This window comes from Leeuwenhoekiella obamensis (assembly GCF_055391795.1).
On sequence record NZ_AP029251.1, the window covers coordinates 3,138,061 to 3,155,014 of the forward strand.

The window sequence follows — 16,954 nt, forward strand, 5'->3', positions numbered from 1 at the left end:
GTTATTTTATAAAATTATCAAGCCACGTAAAAGCGACTAACATAAACAGAACTGCCAAAATTATTGAGCCTAGTTCAGGCACGACAAAAAGGCCAAAAACACCAACGCATAGCATTAATGCTCCGTAGATCATAGCAAAAAATCTGCTCTTTTTTTCCTCTCGCAAAAATGAGTTGGGCAAAGGTACCATAGCGCAGAGCGAAGCAAAACCTATTGTACCAAAAATTGCAAATGAAGTTGCGTAAAACGCCGTGCCGCATAAAATAGCGGTTAAGAAAAGACCAAAAATTGTAAGACCGCTGGTCTTTTCGTTCTTGTCAAGAAGAAACTTACCGTTTTTATCAAGCATTAAGATGGCATTTGAAATAGGATTGATCATCCATCCACCCAATGCAAAAAGAAGGTACACAATAATTAATGGTGCGGCAAGATATGTGAGCCCGGCAGCACCCAGCGCACTTACTGCAAGGCGGTAACCCACATAAAGACCAATTATAAAAATCCACTGGTTTTTGCCACTTTGCTTACTTATCCAGAAAGCATATTTTAAATGCCATCTGTAAAGAAAATTTTTCGCCTTGAGCGCAGTACTCATACCGCTACGCGCATAATCCATTGTAGGATTTAACATCAGCGCTTGTCTAAAATGCTCTATCGCCTTTTTGTGATCACCATGTTCTAGTGCCACCCAGCCTACATTGGCATGCGAGTAACTGTCCTCTGGGTTATCATAGAGAATATATTCTACAGTTTCGCCTGCTTCCTCCTTACGGTTGAGCTTTGTGAGAATCTGTGCCCGTAAATTGATGCAAAATCTGTTTTTAGCGTCAAGCGAAAGACCATGATTTGCAAAACCCAGAGCATCATCATACTTTTTCTTATCAAGTAAGATGGCAGCTTTAAGACCAAAATAATCTGCATCTTCAGGATAGATGGAGATTGCTTCATTAAGATATTCAAGCGCGGCATTATCGTTATCATGCTGCTTCTCAATTCGTGCTTTTAAAAAGAAAATATCAGGGTCACTTGGGTCTTGGGCAAGCAAACTATTTGCCATCGCCTCAGACTCGTTATAACGCTCCAGATTGTACAAACTGTACATCATGTAGCGTTGCGCAGTAGGATTTTCTGGGCTTTCGCCAAATTCCTTCAAAGCATCCTTATAACGCCCAAGATCAAATAATGCGATGCCACGCTGAATAGAGTCTGCCATTACTTCTTGATTTTTAGATAAGATAAAACATCATCATAAAGTCCGGCATCGTTAGCATATAGCGCATAGTTTTTCGCGGAAGCGAACCACTCTTTTGTACTTGCCTTGACGCGTTTTATGGCTTTTAAAACGTCTTTAGTTTTTAAAGGCGTGGGAACACCAGCAGCGAAGGATTGCTCTAGCTTTTCCTCAATGGCGACGTCAATCACCGCCTGAATATCTGCACCAGATAGGTCTTTGCTAGCCTTGCCAAGTGCGGTATAGTCTATACCTTCATTTGGCTTTTTAGAAAGATGGATTTTAAAAATCGCTTCGCGAGCTTCAGCATCTGGTGGCGCTACAAATATTATCCTGTCAAAACGACCGGGACGTCTAAATGCCGGGTCTAAATGCCAAGGGGCATTAGTGGCACCCAGCACTAAAATACCATCATTATCTGAGTTTATACCATCTAATTCTGCCAAGAACTGATTGATAACCGTTCTGCCGGCAGTTTTGTTCATATCGTTACGGTTTGCGCCTAGTGCGTCAATTTCATCAATAAAAATCACACACGGTTTGTTAGCGCGGGCAACTTCAAAAATTTCATGAAGATTGCGTTCTGAACTTCCTATCCACATGTCTAGGATGTCATTAATGCCTACGTTTATAAAATCGGCATTGATTTCTCCCGCTGTGGCTTTCGCCAAATGTGTTTTTCCGCATCCGGGAGGGCCATATAGCAAGATACCTCCACCTATTTTCTTTCCGTAAGCTTTGTAAATATCCTTATGAAGTAAAGGTTTGATGATCTTAAGGTCAATTTCCTTTTTTACATCATCCATGCCGCCCACATCAGCAAAACCTACTTCAGGTTTTTCCATGAATTTTAAAGCGTCTTCATCTGTAAATTCTTGGTCTTGCGTAACAGCACCCTTTAGTCTTTCATTAAAATATTCGTTGGTATATTTTGGGTCTAATTCTAGAAGCTCTTTATATGCTTCTTGAGCGGCAAAAAGATTCTCTTGATGAATGTGACAATAACAGATTAATTCTAGTGCTTTTTCAGACCTTTCTTTCTCTAGGATTTCTTCTAGGAGAATCTCGGCCGCTGAATATTTTTGTTCTTTATAGAAACATTTAGCCAGCTCATATTTACCTTCTAAGTTTTGTGGCTGTTTGTCTATTATAAAAAGCAAGTGCTTTTCTGCCTCACTGGCATTGCCTTCCTGCAGGTATAATTTTGCGATTTGTAAACGTAAGGGAATATTATCCGGGGAAAACTGTAGGGCTTCTAGTAAACTTTCTAACATTATTTTTTGTAAAAAGATGAAGATAAATATTTTAATGCAACAAGTTCAGGAAAATTAGGAATCTAATTCTCTAAAGAAGTCTCCCAGCCGTCATATTTTCCGTTGTATTCTGCGGCTTTTTTATAGAACTCCATGTAATCAAAATCTATGCGGGCGAGGTTAGGCTTTTCTTCTATGCCCATAACGAGCAAAAGGTCTTTGCCTATCAGCTTAGCCTTTTCCTTTTTCACCGTGTGAAAACCGATGTCATAGGCATATTGCTCCATTTTTTCAAGGTCTTCTTGCTTCTCAAAATAGAACCAATGCGTAAACTCTCGCTTCTCTGTAAGCGGATCGCCGCTTTTCTTTAAAAGCTTAAAAAGCGTGGCATTTAATTTTTTAAAGAATTGCTTGTTCATGCCCAGTCTTTTGGGTTTTTCAGTACTTCAACTAACTTTTCTTCTTCGCTTCCTGGCTCAGGATGATGGTCATATTTCCATTGCACGACCGGCGGTAAACTCATCAGGATACTTTCAATCCTTCCGTTTGTTTTCAACCCAAAAAGGGTCCCCTTATCATGCACAAGATTAAACTCTACATAACGACCGCGGCGCACTTCTTGCCAGTTGCGCTCCTTTTCGCCGTAAGGTAAATCCTTTCTGCGCTCAATGATGGGAACATATGCATTTAAAAAGCTGTTGCCCACCTGGGTCACAAAGTTGTACCAATCTTGCATGCTTTGAGTTTCGGAGGCTTTAAGATAGTCAAAAAACAGTCCGCCTATTCCTCGTGCTTCACCACGATGCGCATTGTGAAAATACTCATCGCACTTTTTCTTGTATTCAGGATAGAATTTCGTGTCATGCGCATCACAAGCCGCTTTTGAAACTTTATGAAAATGCTTGGCATCTTCTTCAAAAAGATAATATGGCGTCAAATCTTGCCCGCCACCAAACCAACTATCGACCAGCGTACCGTCTTTTTCAAACATCTCAAAATAACGCCAGTTTGCATGCACGGTGGGCGCGTATGGATTTTTAGGATGCAGAACCAGACTCAATCCACAGGCAAAGAAATCTACATCACCCACTTTAAAATACTGCTGCATCGCTGGAGCAAGCGCACCGTGAACTTTAGAAATATTCACGCCGCCTTTTTCAAAAACAGCTCCATTTTCAATCACGCGCGTACGGCCACCGCCACCCTCTGGGCGCTCCCATAAATCTTGATGAAATTTAGCCTCACCATCAATATTCTCAAGGGTTTCGGTGATTTTGTCTTGTAAGTTTTCTATATAGTTTACAAACTTATCTCGCATGCGTGACCTGTTTTTCTTTGTTCAAAATATCTAAAGTGGTCTTGCTCGCCGCAGTTACCGAAATGGGCAAAACCAAAATAATTCCCAGCACGGGAATGAGCAAAAACAGCATAAAAACAATGCCGTTTCCTATTGCAAAACCGCGGTTTTGCTTTACAAATTTTATGCTTTCGCTATAGCGAAAATGACGCTCGAGCGTGTAATCCATATTCCCGAAACCGGCGTAGTATGCTTGCACAAGAAAGAGCAAAATAGACGTGAAAATATTCACCACAGGAATCAATCCCAGAAGTAAAATAGGAATTGAAAATAGCAACTCATAAACAAGGTTTCGCACGTTAATTCTCGTGCCGCGCCACAGTTGGCCCAAGTTTGTCGTATCGCGATGTTGATGAACACCATCGTATAAATACGCCTCAATTTTTTCAGACACCGGACTCATAAACGGCGCAGAAAGTGCCATCACGATGTGTTTGTATAAAATTAATCCCAGCGCGATAATCGCGATTGCGCCTATCCAGTTGCTGATGGTTCTAAAGGTTTCTGCGCCCCAATCCCAAAACCAGATTTTTGCGATCCATGCGCCCAGATTATCAGATAATCCCCAAGCTGAAAACCCAATCAAAACCGCCGTCAAAAAACTAATTAGCATGGGCACGGCAAAGTACTTCCACAACCCCAATTTCCCGATAAGGGAAAATGAGTCTTTGTATGCTGCCAGTCCTTTTACAATGTTGCTAATCATCTATAAAAACAAATTCTTTTGGGTGGTTTTTTGTGTCTTCCGGGTTTTTGATTTTTTGTGCATTTTCAGTTGTTTTCTTTAAGAAATCAACCGTTTCTTGCTCGTTTTTGTCAAAAATCGCGTCAAAATGCTGCAAACCTATCTTGTTGTTATGCAAATCCATCGCACGTTCAAGCGGCTTATTTACAGCAATATCTTCGTGCAAATCGGTTACTTTTTTCGCCCAGTTTTTGGCTGCAGCCAAATCCTTTTTTTTGCGATACACGCCTTGTGCGATAAGCGTTACCCAAAGCGCATGTCTAAAGGCATTTGCCGGATTATTGCCATGATGCTTTTTGCCATATTCCCGGGAAGCGATCGTCATCACTTTTCGGGAGGCTTTAAGCGTCAAATTGATGTATTGCGGCCGCTGAATAAAAACCTTTGCCAACTTAAATAGTTGCGACAAATTCATGGTTTTTAACCGCGACCAGACCTTCATCAGTCTTGCTTATATTCTTTTACAGCCTCAATAAACGCACCCGCATTTTCAATCGGGATATTAGGTAAAATACCGTGTCCCAAGTTCACGATGTACTTGTCTTTGCCAAATTCATCAATCATTTGCTTCACCATTCTTTTTATTTCGCTCGGTGGCGAAAGCAAGCGCGACGGGTCAAAGTTTCCTTGCAAAGTGATGTTTCCGCCAGTTAGGTAACGGGCATTTCTTGCACTGCACGTCCAGTCTACACCTAGGGCAGAAGCGCCACTTTTTGCCATTTCGCCTAGAGCGAACCAGCAACCTTTACCAAAGGCGATTACAGGAATCTCATCCTTCAACGCATCAATGATCTGCTGAATGTACTGCCAGCTAAATTCTTGATAATCTACTGGCGAAAGCATACCGCCCCAACTGTCAAAAACCTGCACGGCATTCACACCGTTTTTCACCTTTTCTTTAAGATAAAGAATGGTGGTGTCTGTGATTTTTTGAAGCAATTGATGCGCAGCTTCTGGTTGAGTGAAGCAGAAACCTTTTGCTTTATCAAAGTTTTTAGAACCCTGACCTTGAACGCAATAACATAAAATCGTCCATGGGCTACCTGCAAAACCTATCAACGGAATCTCGTCGTTAAGTTTCTCTTTTGTGATCTTTATGGCATCCATCACATAACCCAGTGTGTCATTGATATCTGGCACGATAACACGTTCTAGATCCTCTGGCTTTTGAATAGGCTCTGGCAACCAAGGACCAACACCCGGACGCATTTCTACGTCAATATTCATCGCCTGTGGAATCACTAGAATATCACTGAACAATATCGCCGCGTCCATCCCATATCTGCGAATAGGTTGCACGGTGATTTCGCTCGCAAGTTCTGGAGTTTGACAACGTGTGAAGAAGTCATATTTATCCTTGAGCTCCATAAATTCTGGCAGGTAGCGCCCAGCTTGACGCATCATCCACACCGGTGGCCGCTCAACGGTTTCGCCCTTTAAGGCTCTTAAAAACAAGTCGTTTTTTATCATGTTATTTGGCTAGTTTTTTCACGGCCTTTGCAATCACACTTTCAATGCTGGTGCTGTTTGCCACAGCGATATTAAGTGCATGTTTTTTGGCCTGGGCAGCAGTGGTCTCGCCAATGCAAACCGCAAGTTTATCCTCTATGGGATTATGATGTGTAAATGCTTCAACACCGCTAGGGCTAAAGAATAAAATCGCATCAAAATCCTGTTCAAATTTCTTGTAATTCAACTTTGTCTCATAAACTGAGATCTCGGTCAAATCCATATTATTTTCTTTTAAGATCACAGGAAGTTCGTCTCTGCGTTTGTTTCCTGAGAAAAAGTAGAAACGTTCGTTTTTGTAATTTTCTGCTATAAATTCACCTAAATCTGAGGCGTTTTGAGCGATTTTAATCACATTTTGACCTTTCTGCTTTAAAAGCTCAGCGGTCTTTTCACCCACACAAAAACAGTTTTTTATCTGGCTTTCGCCAAAATTTATCACGCGCACCGCATTCTGGCTGGTGAAAATGGCATTTGTGATGCTGCGCGGCATTTCAAACTGCCCGAAAACTATTTTAATAGCATCATATTCCACAAAGCCAACTCCTGCATTCAGGATGAGGTTTTTTTGAGCCAGGCTCAATGTTTTTGTGGATAGGATCGTGCTAGAAGTTACATCACCTCCGTCTGCTCTTTTTATAGAGGAAGAAGGAATTTTATGATTTGAGTTTTTAGGTTCTTTTTTCTCCTCACCCCCAGCCCCTCTCCCGCCGGAGAGGGGAGATTGGTTGTCGTATTTTTTTATAGGATTTATAGCCCTATGCTGTTTTACTTTTGTTATATCCTCAAATATTCTTTTAGGATTCACTGTAACTATTTCATTTTTATACCTAAGAACTATGTATCCCAAAAATTCTAAATGAAAATCGCGTTGTTCATCCTTCAATTTTTGTTCGGCTTTATTGTGATAACCGCCATCTAATTCTATAACAAGCATAAGTTCATGACAGTAAAAATCTACAATATAATCTTTGAGAGGATGTTGTCTTCTAAATTTAAGATTTTCAACCTTTCTGTTTCTCAAAAAGTCCCATAGCAATTTTTCGGCTTCGGTTTGTTCCTGCCTTAATTGCCTTGCGATATTTGTTTTTGAGATTTTCATTTATGTTCCCTCTCCTTGAGGAGAGGGTTAGGGAGAGGTGAAAGACAATACTTCCCTCAACCCCGACCCCTCTCCCAAAGGGAAGAGGGGAGGTTTATAATTGTTCTTTTATTTTCTGCATCAGTTCAGCTCCTCCATCTGCTAAAATCTCTTTGGCGCAAGCCTTACCAAAACCTTCATGACCTTTGAAACGCACGGTTCGTTCAAGTTCGATCTTTGTTTTACCATCTAAACTAAACAACGCCCCAATAAATCTTATCTCATCACCTTCAACCGTGGCTAAAGCTCCTATTGGCGCAGTACAACCGCCTTCTAACGTTCTTAGAAATTCACGTTCTATTTGCGTGCAGATCTCTGACTGTTCATCGTTCAATTTGGCGCAAGCCTCCTTACAAAAATCATCATTCTCCATCGCGGCGATTACCATCGCACCTTGTGCCGGCGCTGGGATCATCCAGTCTAGCTCAATATGATTTTCTGGTTTAATGTTGATGCGTTCTAATCCCGCTTGCGCGAAAATCGCCCCTAACCAATCGCTGTCTTGTAACTTCTGCATGCGCGTATTTACATTGCCACGCAAGTCAACCACATTGTGATTTTCATAGCGATGCAGCCATTGTGCCTTGCGGCGAAGGCTACCGGTTGCAATGGTTTTTGGCTTAGTCAAATCTGTATGAAGATCGTCACTTTTATGCACTAAAATATCCTTCACAGCAGCGCGTTCTAAAACGGCAGCTTGCACGATACCATTGGGTAAAAGTGTGGGAACATCTTTCATGCTGTGCACGGCGATGTCAACCTCGCCTTTGATCATGGCGACATCAAGCGTTTTTGTGAAAATACCTGTGATGCCCAACTCATAAAGCGGCTGGTCCAGAATAAGGTCGCCCGTAGATTTTACCGGGATAAGCTCAGTTTTGTAACCAAGATCTTCTAGCTTATTTTTTACGGTATTGGCCTGCCAAAGGGCAAGTTCGCTGTCGCGTGTGCCTATGCGGATGGTCTTTGTCAAGGGCTAGTGATTTTCCAGTTTAAAAACCTTCTGAATGAGTTCAAGGCTAGCGGCCTGTGAACCATTTTCAGATTTTAAATGACTGGCAAATTGTGTTGTGATTTTATGAATAATACGGTTGCTTATGATCTCAGCCTGCTCTTCATTGAAGTTTGCAATTTTCTTACGCTGAAAATCAAGTTCACCTTCCTTAAGGTCAACAAGTTTATTCTTTAAAGCTTTAATGGTAGGAGCAAATTTTCGGGTTTCTAACCACTCGTAAAATTCGCTTTGTATTTCTTTGATGATACCCAGCGCCTGCGGAACTTGCTCCTTGCGACGGTTTAGGGTTTCATCAGTCATTTTAGAAAGTTGGTCAAGATGAACCAGCGATACACCCTCAATTTCCTGGACATTTTCATCCACATTTTTAGGGATAGAAAGGTCTAGGATCAACAGCGGTTTTTTAAGGTAAAGCAACTCCTTAGAAATTGTGGGTTTACTTGCTCCCGTTGCGACGATCAAGATATCTGCATTTGCGATTTCAGCTTGAATATTCGCATAATCTTTAACCACGAGATTAAATTTCCCAGCGATCTTTTCAGCTTTATCCTTTGTGCGGTTTATCAAAACGATGTGGTCGTTCTGGGTGTGCTTTACAAGATTTTCGCATGTATTGCGACCTATTTTTCCGGTGCCAAAAAGCAAAATATTCTTTTCAGAAATAAATGGCACGCGGGCCAAAATATATTGCACAGAGGCAAAACTTACTGAAGTCGCTCCGCTTGAAATATTTGTTTTGCTCTTGATGTGTTTGCTCGCCTGGATCACAGCGTTTATTAAACGCTCCATAAATGGGTTGACAAGGTTGAGTTTCTTTGCACGCTTGAAGCCACTTTTTAACTGACTGATAATTTCAAAATCACCTAAAATCTGGCTGTCAAGACCTGTTCCCACTTTAAAAAGATGGTCAACTGCAGCTTCATTTTTATAGATATAGGCTACTTTTTCAAATTCCTCACGAGTTCCTTGTGTGTGAACACAAAGTAGATCGATGAGGTCACCAGCATCTTTTGCAAAACCATAAATCTCTGTGCGGTTGCAGGTAGAAATGATAGAAAGTCCCTCAAGACCATCTCGTTTTGCCTGCTCAAGAATGTTGATCTGTGTAGAAGAATCTATACTAAAATGACCACGCACCTCAGCATCTGCTTTAAGATAACTAAGGCCTATGGCATAAAAATTTCCTGGGTAGGAAGGATAAAAATAGGGTTTGACGCTCATACCAAATTGTCAACGGGTGCAAAAGTATGTGGAGGATTTTTAAAAAAATAACGCTAGAAGCACGAATTGTGTCGGCATGAGAATAAAAACAACGCCAGAGGCATTAAAATGCCCAGAATAAGCTATTTTAGTGGGAATATTACGTTATAGGTTATTCAAGTTGTTTAGAAATGTTCTAAATAATTAAGAAAATTTAAGAAGCTATGGAAACTAAAAATAACGCCCTAAGCCTGTATGAAGAAACGGAGATCGAGGAAGGTTTTTCGGTGCTTAAATTTAATAATGAATCGCAGGAACCTCAGCGAGTTACGCGCGAGGTAAATAGCAATTTCATTCAGTTTCATTTTTGTGCGAAGGGTTCTGCCGTTTTTAATTTTAATGATGGCAATTATAAACTGCCTCTGCAGGAAGAAAACTCATTATTGCTGTACAATCCGCAGCGGGATTTGCCCATGAATCTTGATGTGAACACAGATTCTTGGGTGATCTCTATTTTGATTTCCATCAAAAAGTTCCACTCGTTGTTTTCGCGTGAAGCGAACTATATCACCTTCTTGAGCGACGAGAACAAAAACCGAAAATATTATAAAGACGGTAGCCTGACGCCAAGTATGGCGATCGTGCTGAATCAGCTTATAAATTTCAATTTACATCCCAGCATCAAGCCGCTTTATTTTAAAGGAAAAGCATACGAACTGCTGAGTTTATACTTTAACCGGCCTACAGATGTTGATGTGGAACAATGCCCATTTCTGGTTGATGAAGAGAACGTTATCAAGATAAAAAAAGCAAAAGAGATCATTCTTGCGCGCATGGCTGAGCCGCCTACTTTACAGGAACTTTCAGAAGAAGTGGGATTGAGCCTTAACAAACTTAAGGAAGGTTTTAAACAGATTTATGGCGACTCGGTGTACAGCTTTTTGTTTGATTACAAAATGGAAGTCGCACGCCAATTATTAGCTTCTGGTTCGCATAATGTAAACGAAGTGGGATTGCGTGTGGGTTACAGCACAGCGAGTCATTTTATTTCGGCGTTTAAGAAGCAATTTGGCACCACACCAAAAAAATACATACAATCACTCGCATGAGATTCACACTTATTTTAGCGTTGTTTTTTTGCTCTGTTTTACAAGCGCAGCAAGAGGTTTTGATTTTTACTAAAACAAATGGTTTCAGGCATTCTTCTATTGAAAAAGGCGTGCAAACCTTTAAAGAAATAGGAGCAAAGCATAATTGGAACATTACACATTCTGAGGATTCTTTGGTTTTCACCAAAAAGAATCTCGACAAGATCGATCTTCTGATCTTCTTGAATACAACGGGTGATATTTTTGGCGAAAGCCAAGAAAAAGCCTTTAAAAACTACATGGAAAACGGCGGAAGGTTCTTTGGCATTCATGCCGCATCTGACACAGAGTTTGAATGGGAATGGTTTGGGAAATTCATAGGGGGATATTTTAAAAGTCACCCGAAGCAGCAAAACGCCACGATCCATAAAACTACGGCGCATGAAACGGTAAAAGCCTTCCCAGAAACGATGCAACGTTTTGACGAGTGGTACAATTTCTACAATTTGAATCCTGAGGTTACCGTAACACTCTCGCTAGATGAGTCATCCTACGAGGGCGGTGAGAATGGAGAGAATCATCCGCACGCGTGGTTTCAAGAAGTGGGCGATGGTTTGATGTACTACACCGGCGGCGGCCATACAGAAGAATCGTATGACGAACCCGGTTTTAGACAACATCTGGAAGATGTGATGCTATGGTTGCTTAAATAAAAGATTATTGTTTCATCAAGAAAGATTATTGTGAGCGTGTGTTTCGTACGCATTGGTAGTTGTAAATTTGAAAGCGAATAAAGAACAGCATGAAAAAAGGAGTACTTCTTGTAAATCTTGGGTCGCCAGATAGCACAGACCCTAAGGATGTAAAGCGATATTTAGGCGAATTTTTAATGGATGAACGCGTGATCGATGTGCCATATTGGTTTCGTTCTTTTCTTGTAAAAGGCATCGTGCTTAATACGCGCCCTAAGAAATCTGCAGAGGCTTATTCTAAGATCTGGTGGGAAGAAGGTTCGCCGCTTATTGTTATTTCTGAGCGCCTTACGGCGAAAATCAAACAACACGTAGACATGCCGGTTTCTCTGGCAATGCGTTACGGTAAACCTTCGCTAAAAACGGGATTGCAAGAATTGCATGATCAAGGTGTGGATGAGGTGCTAATTGTGCCATTGTATCCACAATTTGCCATGGCAACAACTGAAACTATTATTGTACTGGCAGAAGAATTGCGAAGGAAGCACTTCCCAAATATGCAGTTTTCAGACATTCCTGCATTTTATAATAAGGAAGAATATATCGAGGTGCTTTCACGAAGCATAAACGAGCAAATTGAAAATCTTGACTACGAGCATCTTTTGTTCAGCTATCATGGAGTGCCAGAGCGTCACATTCGCAAAAGCGATGTTACAAAAAGCCATTGTAAAATAGATGGTTCTTGTTGTGCAACAGCATCTGCCGCACATCAATTTTGCTATCGCCACCAGTGTTTTGAAACTACAAAACAGGTCGCTGAAAAATTGAATCTTAAAGAAGGCACATACTCTACTTCATTTCAATCGCGTTTAGGTTTTGATCCATGGTTAAAGCCATATACAGACCGTACAATAGAGCGCTTAGGAAAAGAAGGCACAAAGAAAATGGCTATTGTCACTCCGGCATTTGTAAGCGATTGCCTGGAGACTTTAGAAGAGATCGCTATGGAAGGCGAGGAGATCTTTCATGAGATGGGCGGTACAGAATTTACGACCATACCATGTTTAAATGATCGTGATGATTGGGCAGAAGTACTTTCTGGTTGGATCAATGATTGGGCAAAAGTGGAGTCAAAAACTCCTGTTGCTTAGCGATTTTAATTTTTAAAAGCAGGTCCTTTGGAACCTAAAAAATCAGATGCGCTGGGTTTTAGACCCATAAGTAAATTACTTGTGCAACAAGCGGTGCCCGCCTCTGTGGGAATTCTTGTGATGTCGCTCAACATTTTGATCGATACGATCTTTGTGGGTAACTGGATAGGTTCTATCGCCATCGCTGCGATCAATGTTGTACTTCCTGTTTCGTTTTTTATCGCTGCGCTTGGTATGGCGATCGGTATAGGTGGTGCTTCAATTATATCACGTGCTCTGGGAGCGGGAGACAAGGAGCAGGCGCTATCTACTTTTGGCAATCAGATCTCTGTAACGCTTATTCTTACCATTACGATGGTAGTCGTAGGCCTAACGTTTGTAAATGATATCATTCCGGCGTTTGGTGGTAAGGGTGAGATCTTTGATCCTGCTAAGGTTTATTACCAGATCGTACTGTATGGAGTTCCTGTTCTTGCGCTCTGCATGATGGGAAATACAGTAATACGCGCAGAGGGAAATCCTAAATTTGCGATGATCGCAATGATCATTCCTTCGGTGAGTAATTTATTGTTAGATTATCTCTTGATCAATGTACTAGATCTAGGAATGTACGGCGCAGCTTGGGCAACAACAGCTTCTTATATTTTCTGTTTCGGGTATGTGTTGTACTACTTTTTAAGCAAGAATTCTGAATTAAAGATCACCTTAAAACACCTTTGGCTTAAAGCCAAAATACTAAAAGAAATGGGTGCGCTGGGCTTTGTGACCTTGTCGCGACAGGCGGTGGTAAGTATAACTTATCTTTTAATAAATAATACACTTTATGAATTGGGCGGTGAGACCTCAGTAACGGTCTATGCGATCATAGGGCGCATGCTCATGTTTGCGCTGTTCCCAGTGCTGGGCGTGACACAAGGTTTTCTACCTATTGCGGGTTACAATTATGGCGCAGAGAAGTTATCTCGCGTTCGCGAAAGCATTAACAAGGCGATCTTGTATGCAAGTGTGATGGCGCTATTGATCTTTATTCTGATCATGGCATTTCCCACGGCGATCGTGTCTGTTTTTACAGACGAAAGTGAGATCCTGACAAAAACACCCTCTGCCATGCGGTGGGTGTTTGCGGCAATTCCCGTGGTGGGAATTCAGTTGATAGGGTCTGCATATTTTCAGGCGATAGGCAAAGCTGTGCCAGCATTGTTATTAACGCTCACAAGACAAGGATTTTTCTTTATTCCGCTGGTGTTGATATTGCCAAAATACTACGGAGAATTAGGCGTTTGGATCTCCTTCCCGCTAGCCGATCTTTTTTCTACGATAATCACAGGTTGGTTTTTAAATAGAGAAATACGCAAAACCTTAAAAAATTCTTAAAACAAAACGGCTTTTTCATTATTTTTAGGCGGAAATCCCTAAAACTAGTGATAATGAAGCAAAACTTCTCGTATTCATTTTTTGCAATTCTCTTTATGTGTTTGGCTTTCGCCGAAAGCGTAATAGCACAAGAATTTGATACTTCTCTTTATGAAAATCTGGAATACAGATTAATAGGTCCCTTCCGTGGTGGAAGAAGTGCCGCTGTAACCGGAGTGCCCGGTGAGCCGTATTTGTATTATTTTGGAGCGACAGGCGGTGGTGTTTGGCGCACAGAAGATGGCGGCGATACATGGGAGAATATTACAGATGGTTATTTTGGCGGAAGCATAGGCTCTGTTGAGGTAGCGCCTAGCGATCATAATGTGATCTATGTGGGTGGAGGAGAGCAAACCGTGAGAGGTAATGTTTCTTCTGGTGATGGTATCTGGAAATCTATTGATGCCGGTAAAACCTGGCAACGTGCAGGTCTTGAAAAAAGCAGACATGTGCCTAGAATACGTGTGCATCCTGACAATGCAGATATCGCGTATGCTGCTGTGCTGGGCGATATTTATAAGCCTACAGAAGATCGCGGAGTGTATAAAACCGTTGACGGTGGTAAAACCTGGAAGAAAGTGCTTTTTGCCAACGAAGATGCCGGCGCTGTTGATCTTGTGATAGATCCTAGTAATCCTCGTGTTTTGTATGCTTCTACCTGGAATATGCGCCGCACGCCATACAGTTTGAGTAGTGGCGGTCCTGGTTCTGCATTATGGAAAAGTACAGACAACGGTGAAACATGGTCAGAGATCTCTGCAAACAGTGGTTTTCCTACTGATACTTTAGGGATCATTGGTGTGGCGGTTTCACCAGCAGATTCACAGCGTGTGTATGCTATGGTAGAGAATAAAGCAAACGGCGGCTTGTACCGTAGCGACGATGGTGGCGACACTTGGGATCATGTTAATGACGATCGCAACTTGCGTCAACGTGCGTGGTATTACACCCGTGTTTATGCAGATACGCAAGATCCAGACAAAGTATATGTACTTAATGTAAGATACCACACCAGTACAGATGGCGGTAGAAGTTTTCAGTCGGCTAATGCGCCGCATGGTGACCACCACGACCTGTGGATCGCTCCAGAAGATCCTTATAGAATGATCATGGGTGATGATGGTGGTGCGCAGGTAAGTTATGATGGCGGTGCAAATTGGAGCACATATCACAATCAACCTACTGCGCAGTTCTATCGCTTGACGACAGATAATGCCTTCCCGTATAGAATTTACGCGGCTCAACAAGATAACAGCACAGTAAGGATCTCACACCGCACAGATGGTTATGCGATCACAGAAGATGACTGGGAAGAAACCGCCGGTGGCGAGTCTGCGCATATTGCGGTAGATCCAGAAAATCCTGAGATCGTTTATGGCGGTAGTTACGATGGTTTCTTAACGAGAGTGAACCATGAGAAAAACACAGTGCGCTCTGTTTCTGTATGGCCAGATAACCCAATGGGGCATGGGGCAGAGGATATGAAATACCGCTTTCAGTGGAATTTCCCTATCATGTTCTCACGTCACGATCCAAATAAATTATACACGTTCTCAAACCACGTGCATCTTACCACAAATGAGGGGCAAAGCTGGGAAGTGATCAGCCCAGATCTTACTACAGATGATAAATCTAAGCAAGGTTCTTCCGGCGGGCCTATCACTCAGGATAACACTTCCGTAGAATACTACTGTACCATTTTCGCAGCAAACGAAAGTCCGATAACAGAGGGTGTGCTTTGGACCGGTAGTGACGACGGACTTATCCATGTTACTCGTGATGGCGGTAAGAATTGGGAGAACGTTACGCCGAAAGGCATGCCAAAATGGATGATGATCAATAGCATTGAACCTAGCTACTTTGACGAAGGCACATGCTACGTCGCAGGCACAAAATATAAAACAGGCGATTATACGCCGTATCTGTACAAAACCACAGACTATGGTAAAACCTGGGAAAAGATCACAGACGGTATCCCTGCAGAGCATTTTACACGCGTTGTGAGAGAAGATCCAGCGCAAGAAGGTCTTTTGTATGCCGGTACAGAGAACGGTATGTATATCTCTTTTGATGATGGTGATAGCTGGGAGCCGTTTCAGCTTAATTTGCCTATCGTGCCTATCACAGATCTTGCGATCAAAGACAATAATCTTATCGTGGCGACACAAGGCCGCAGTATTTATATCATAGATGATCTTACAGTGCTGCACCAGTTATACGATATGCCAGAGGATGCAAAGAACTATCTTTTTAAACCTATGGATACGTATCGCATGAGTGGTGGCGGTAGATCTGGTTCACTTACTAGCGGAGCAAATCATCCGGGTGGTGTGATGACTTATTTCTATCTGGAAGATTTTGATGCGGCACAAGACACAGTGAGCTTAACGTACTATGATGCAAAAGGAGACACTATAAAAACCTATTCTAATCACGGGAAGGAGAATACGCTTAGCGCGAAAAGTGGTCTGAATCAATTCAATTGGGATATGACCTATGATGGTGCAGAGCGCTTACCAGGAATGATCCTGTGGTGGGCAAGCACAGACGGACCCATGCAAATCCCTGGAGAGTATAAAGTAAGCCTTGATGTTAATGGTAAATCTTTTACACAGCCTTATACCGTAATTCCTGATCCACGTTCTGAGGAAGATGCTGAAGGCTGGAAGGCACAGTTTGAATTCATAAACGATGTAAACGCAACGGTAGACCGTGCGCACAAAAGCATCAAGAAAATAAGAAGCTTTGAAAGCAAGCTGAAAGAGTTTGAAGCAAAGTATAAAGATGATGAGCGCACTAAGCCTTTACGCGAAAAATCTAAAGAAATGCGAGAGCAGTTTGCCGAGATCGAAAAGTCACTGTACCAAACCCAAAACCGCAGCGGTCAAGATCCATTGAACTTCCCTATACGCTCAACTAATAAACTGGCGCACTTAAATAGCCTGGTTGGTATGGGAGATTTTGGACCCACAGATCAAGACATCGCCGTAAAAAATGAATTAACCGCACAGATCACAAAAGATCTTGAGGCGTTTGATAAACTGGTAGATGCTGAGGTTGAGGCTTTCAATCGTGAGTTTAATGCGCTTAACTTAGACTATCTTTCAGTAGAAGAAGAGGATTAAAGATTACCCAATTTCTCATAACCTGCCCGCAGTG

15 protein-coding genes are annotated in these 16,954 nt (G+C 41.9%); 5 read left to right on the forward strand and 10 right to left on the reverse strand.

Annotation, left to right across the window (positions count from 1 at the left end; genetic code table 11):
• Window position 1: 1 nt before the first annotated feature.
• From ACZ5L8_RS13920 to hemA, 10 genes are all read right to left on the reverse strand, one after another.
• Window positions 2–1,213, reverse strand: coding sequence for a tetratricopeptide repeat protein (locus tag ACZ5L8_RS13920; protein WP_464438283.1), 1,212 nt, complete (start codon window positions 1,211–1,213; stop codon window positions 2–4).
• Window positions 1,213–2,505: an AAA family ATPase gene (locus ACZ5L8_RS13925; protein WP_464438284.1), complete on the reverse strand. Its 1,293-nt coding sequence runs from the start codon at window positions 2,503–2,505 to the stop codon at window positions 1,213–1,215. The genes ACZ5L8_RS13920 and ACZ5L8_RS13925 overlap by 1 nt, the downstream gene beginning before the upstream one ends.
• Before the next feature lie 62 nt (window positions 2,506–2,567).
• Window positions 2,568–2,903, reverse strand: a complete 336-nt coding sequence (locus ACZ5L8_RS13930) for a ribonuclease E inhibitor RraB (RefSeq protein WP_462600040.1) — start codon at window positions 2,901–2,903, stop codon at window positions 2,568–2,570.
• Entirely contained in the window at window positions 2,900–3,802 is a 903-nt protein-coding gene (hemF, locus tag ACZ5L8_RS13935) for an oxygen-dependent coproporphyrinogen oxidase (protein ID WP_464438285.1), read from the reverse strand. Before hemF ends, ACZ5L8_RS13930 begins: the two co-directional genes overlap by 4 nt.
• Window positions 3,792–4,547 (reverse strand): EI24 domain-containing protein, encoded by a 756-nt coding sequence (locus tag ACZ5L8_RS13940; protein ID WP_464438286.1) that lies wholly within the window; start codon window positions 4,545–4,547, stop codon window positions 3,792–3,794. The genes hemF and ACZ5L8_RS13940 overlap by 11 nt, the downstream gene beginning before the upstream one ends.
• Window positions 4,540–4,995: a DUF6973 domain-containing protein gene (locus ACZ5L8_RS13945; RefSeq protein WP_464438287.1), complete on the reverse strand. Its 456-nt coding sequence runs from the start codon at window positions 4,993–4,995 to the stop codon at window positions 4,540–4,542. Before ACZ5L8_RS13945 ends, ACZ5L8_RS13940 begins: the two co-directional genes overlap by 8 nt.
• A gap of 32 nt (window positions 4,996–5,027) precedes the next feature.
• Complete coding sequence (hemE, locus tag ACZ5L8_RS13950) at window positions 5,028–6,056, reverse strand: uroporphyrinogen decarboxylase (RefSeq protein WP_464438288.1); 1,029 nt, start codon at window positions 6,054–6,056, stop codon at window positions 5,028–5,030.
• Window position 6,057: 1 nt separating this feature from the next.
• Window positions 6,058–7,197: a DUF559 domain-containing protein gene (locus ACZ5L8_RS13955; protein WP_464438289.1), complete on the reverse strand. Its 1,140-nt coding sequence runs from the start codon at window positions 7,195–7,197 to the stop codon at window positions 6,058–6,060.
• 94 nt (window positions 7,198–7,291) lie between these two features.
• Window positions 7,292–8,209 (reverse strand): hydroxymethylbilane synthase, encoded by a 918-nt coding sequence (gene hemC / locus ACZ5L8_RS13960; protein ID WP_464438290.1) that lies wholly within the window; start codon window positions 8,207–8,209, stop codon window positions 7,292–7,294.
• A 3-nt stretch (window positions 8,210–8,212) separates the two neighbouring features.
• A complete protein-coding gene (hemA, locus tag ACZ5L8_RS13965; RefSeq protein WP_464438291.1) occupies window positions 8,213–9,472 on the reverse strand; it encodes a glutamyl-tRNA reductase in 1,260 nt (419 codons plus the stop codon).
• A gap of 203 nt (window positions 9,473–9,675) precedes the next feature.
• Here hemA and ACZ5L8_RS13970 point away from each other — a divergent pair, with 203 nt between their 5' ends.
• From ACZ5L8_RS13970 to ACZ5L8_RS13990, 5 genes are all read left to right on the forward strand, one after another.
• Window positions 9,676–10,560 carry a helix-turn-helix domain-containing protein gene (locus tag ACZ5L8_RS13970; RefSeq protein ID WP_462600032.1) on the forward strand — a complete coding sequence of 295 codons (885 nt, stop codon included), beginning with the start codon at window positions 9,676–9,678 and terminating at the stop codon, window positions 10,558–10,560.
• Window positions 10,557–11,252: a ThuA domain-containing protein gene (locus tag ACZ5L8_RS13975; protein WP_464438292.1), complete on the forward strand. Its 696-nt coding sequence runs from the start codon at window positions 10,557–10,559 to the stop codon at window positions 11,250–11,252. Before ACZ5L8_RS13970 ends, ACZ5L8_RS13975 begins: the two co-directional genes overlap by 4 nt.
• 89 nt (window positions 11,253–11,341) lie before the next feature.
• The gene (gene hemH, locus ACZ5L8_RS13980; protein ID WP_464438293.1) at window positions 11,342–12,382 is read left to right on the forward strand and encodes a ferrochelatase; all 1,041 of its coding nucleotides are present in this window, start codon (window positions 11,342–11,344) and stop codon (window positions 12,380–12,382) included.
• 27 nt (window positions 12,383–12,409) lie between these two features.
• Window positions 12,410–13,756, forward strand: coding sequence for an MATE family efflux transporter (locus tag ACZ5L8_RS13985; RefSeq protein ID WP_464438294.1), 1,347 nt, complete (start codon window positions 12,410–12,412; stop codon window positions 13,754–13,756).
• Window positions 13,757–13,809: 53 nt separating this feature from the next.
• Window positions 13,810–16,920 carry a WD40/YVTN/BNR-like repeat-containing protein gene (locus tag ACZ5L8_RS13990; RefSeq protein ID WP_464438295.1) on the forward strand — a complete coding sequence of 1,037 codons (3,111 nt, stop codon included), beginning with the start codon at window positions 13,810–13,812 and terminating at the stop codon, window positions 16,918–16,920.
• The last annotated feature ends 34 nt before the right edge of the window (window positions 16,921–16,954 follow it).

What these genes read in the sequence shown, in the direction of transcription:
- hemH (WP_464438293.1), top strand. Translation starts at nt 11,342, where the DNA reads ATGAAAAAAGGAGTACTTCTTGTAAATCTTGGGTCGCCAGATAGCACA.
- ACZ5L8_RS13955 (WP_464438289.1), bottom strand. Translation starts at nt 7,197, where the DNA reads ATGAAAATCTCAAAAACAAATATCGCAAGGCAATTAAGGCAGGAACAA.
- ACZ5L8_RS13990 (WP_464438295.1), top strand. Translation starts at nt 13,810, where the DNA reads ATGAAGCAAAACTTCTCGTATTCATTTTTTGCAATTCTCTTTATGTGT.
- hemE (WP_464438288.1), bottom strand. Translation starts at nt 6,056, where the DNA reads ATGATAAAAAACGACTTGTTTTTAAGAGCCTTAAAGGGCGAAACCGTT.
- ACZ5L8_RS13930 (WP_462600040.1), bottom strand. Translation starts at nt 2,903, where the DNA reads ATGAACAAGCAATTCTTTAAAAAATTAAATGCCACGCTTTTTAAGCTT.
- hemA (WP_464438291.1), bottom strand. Translation starts at nt 9,472, where the DNA reads ATGAGCGTCAAACCCTATTTTTATCCTTCCTACCCAGGAAATTTTTAT.
- ACZ5L8_RS13970 (WP_462600032.1), top strand. Translation starts at nt 9,676, where the DNA reads ATGGAAACTAAAAATAACGCCCTAAGCCTGTATGAAGAAACGGAGATC.
- ACZ5L8_RS13925 (WP_464438284.1), bottom strand. Translation starts at nt 2,505, where the DNA reads ATGTTAGAAAGTTTACTAGAAGCCCTACAGTTTTCCCCGGATAATATT.
- ACZ5L8_RS13920 (WP_464438283.1), bottom strand. Translation starts at nt 1,213, where the DNA reads ATGGCAGACTCTATTCAGCGTGGCATCGCATTATTTGATCTTGGGCGT.
- hemF (WP_464438285.1), bottom strand. Translation starts at nt 3,802, where the DNA reads ATGCGAGATAAGTTTGTAAACTATATAGAAAACTTACAAGACAAAATC.
- ACZ5L8_RS13975 (WP_464438292.1), top strand. Translation starts at nt 10,557, where the DNA reads ATGAGATTCACACTTATTTTAGCGTTGTTTTTTTGCTCTGTTTTACAA.
- ACZ5L8_RS13940 (WP_464438286.1), bottom strand. Translation starts at nt 4,547, where the DNA reads ATGATTAGCAACATTGTAAAAGGACTGGCAGCATACAAAGACTCATTT.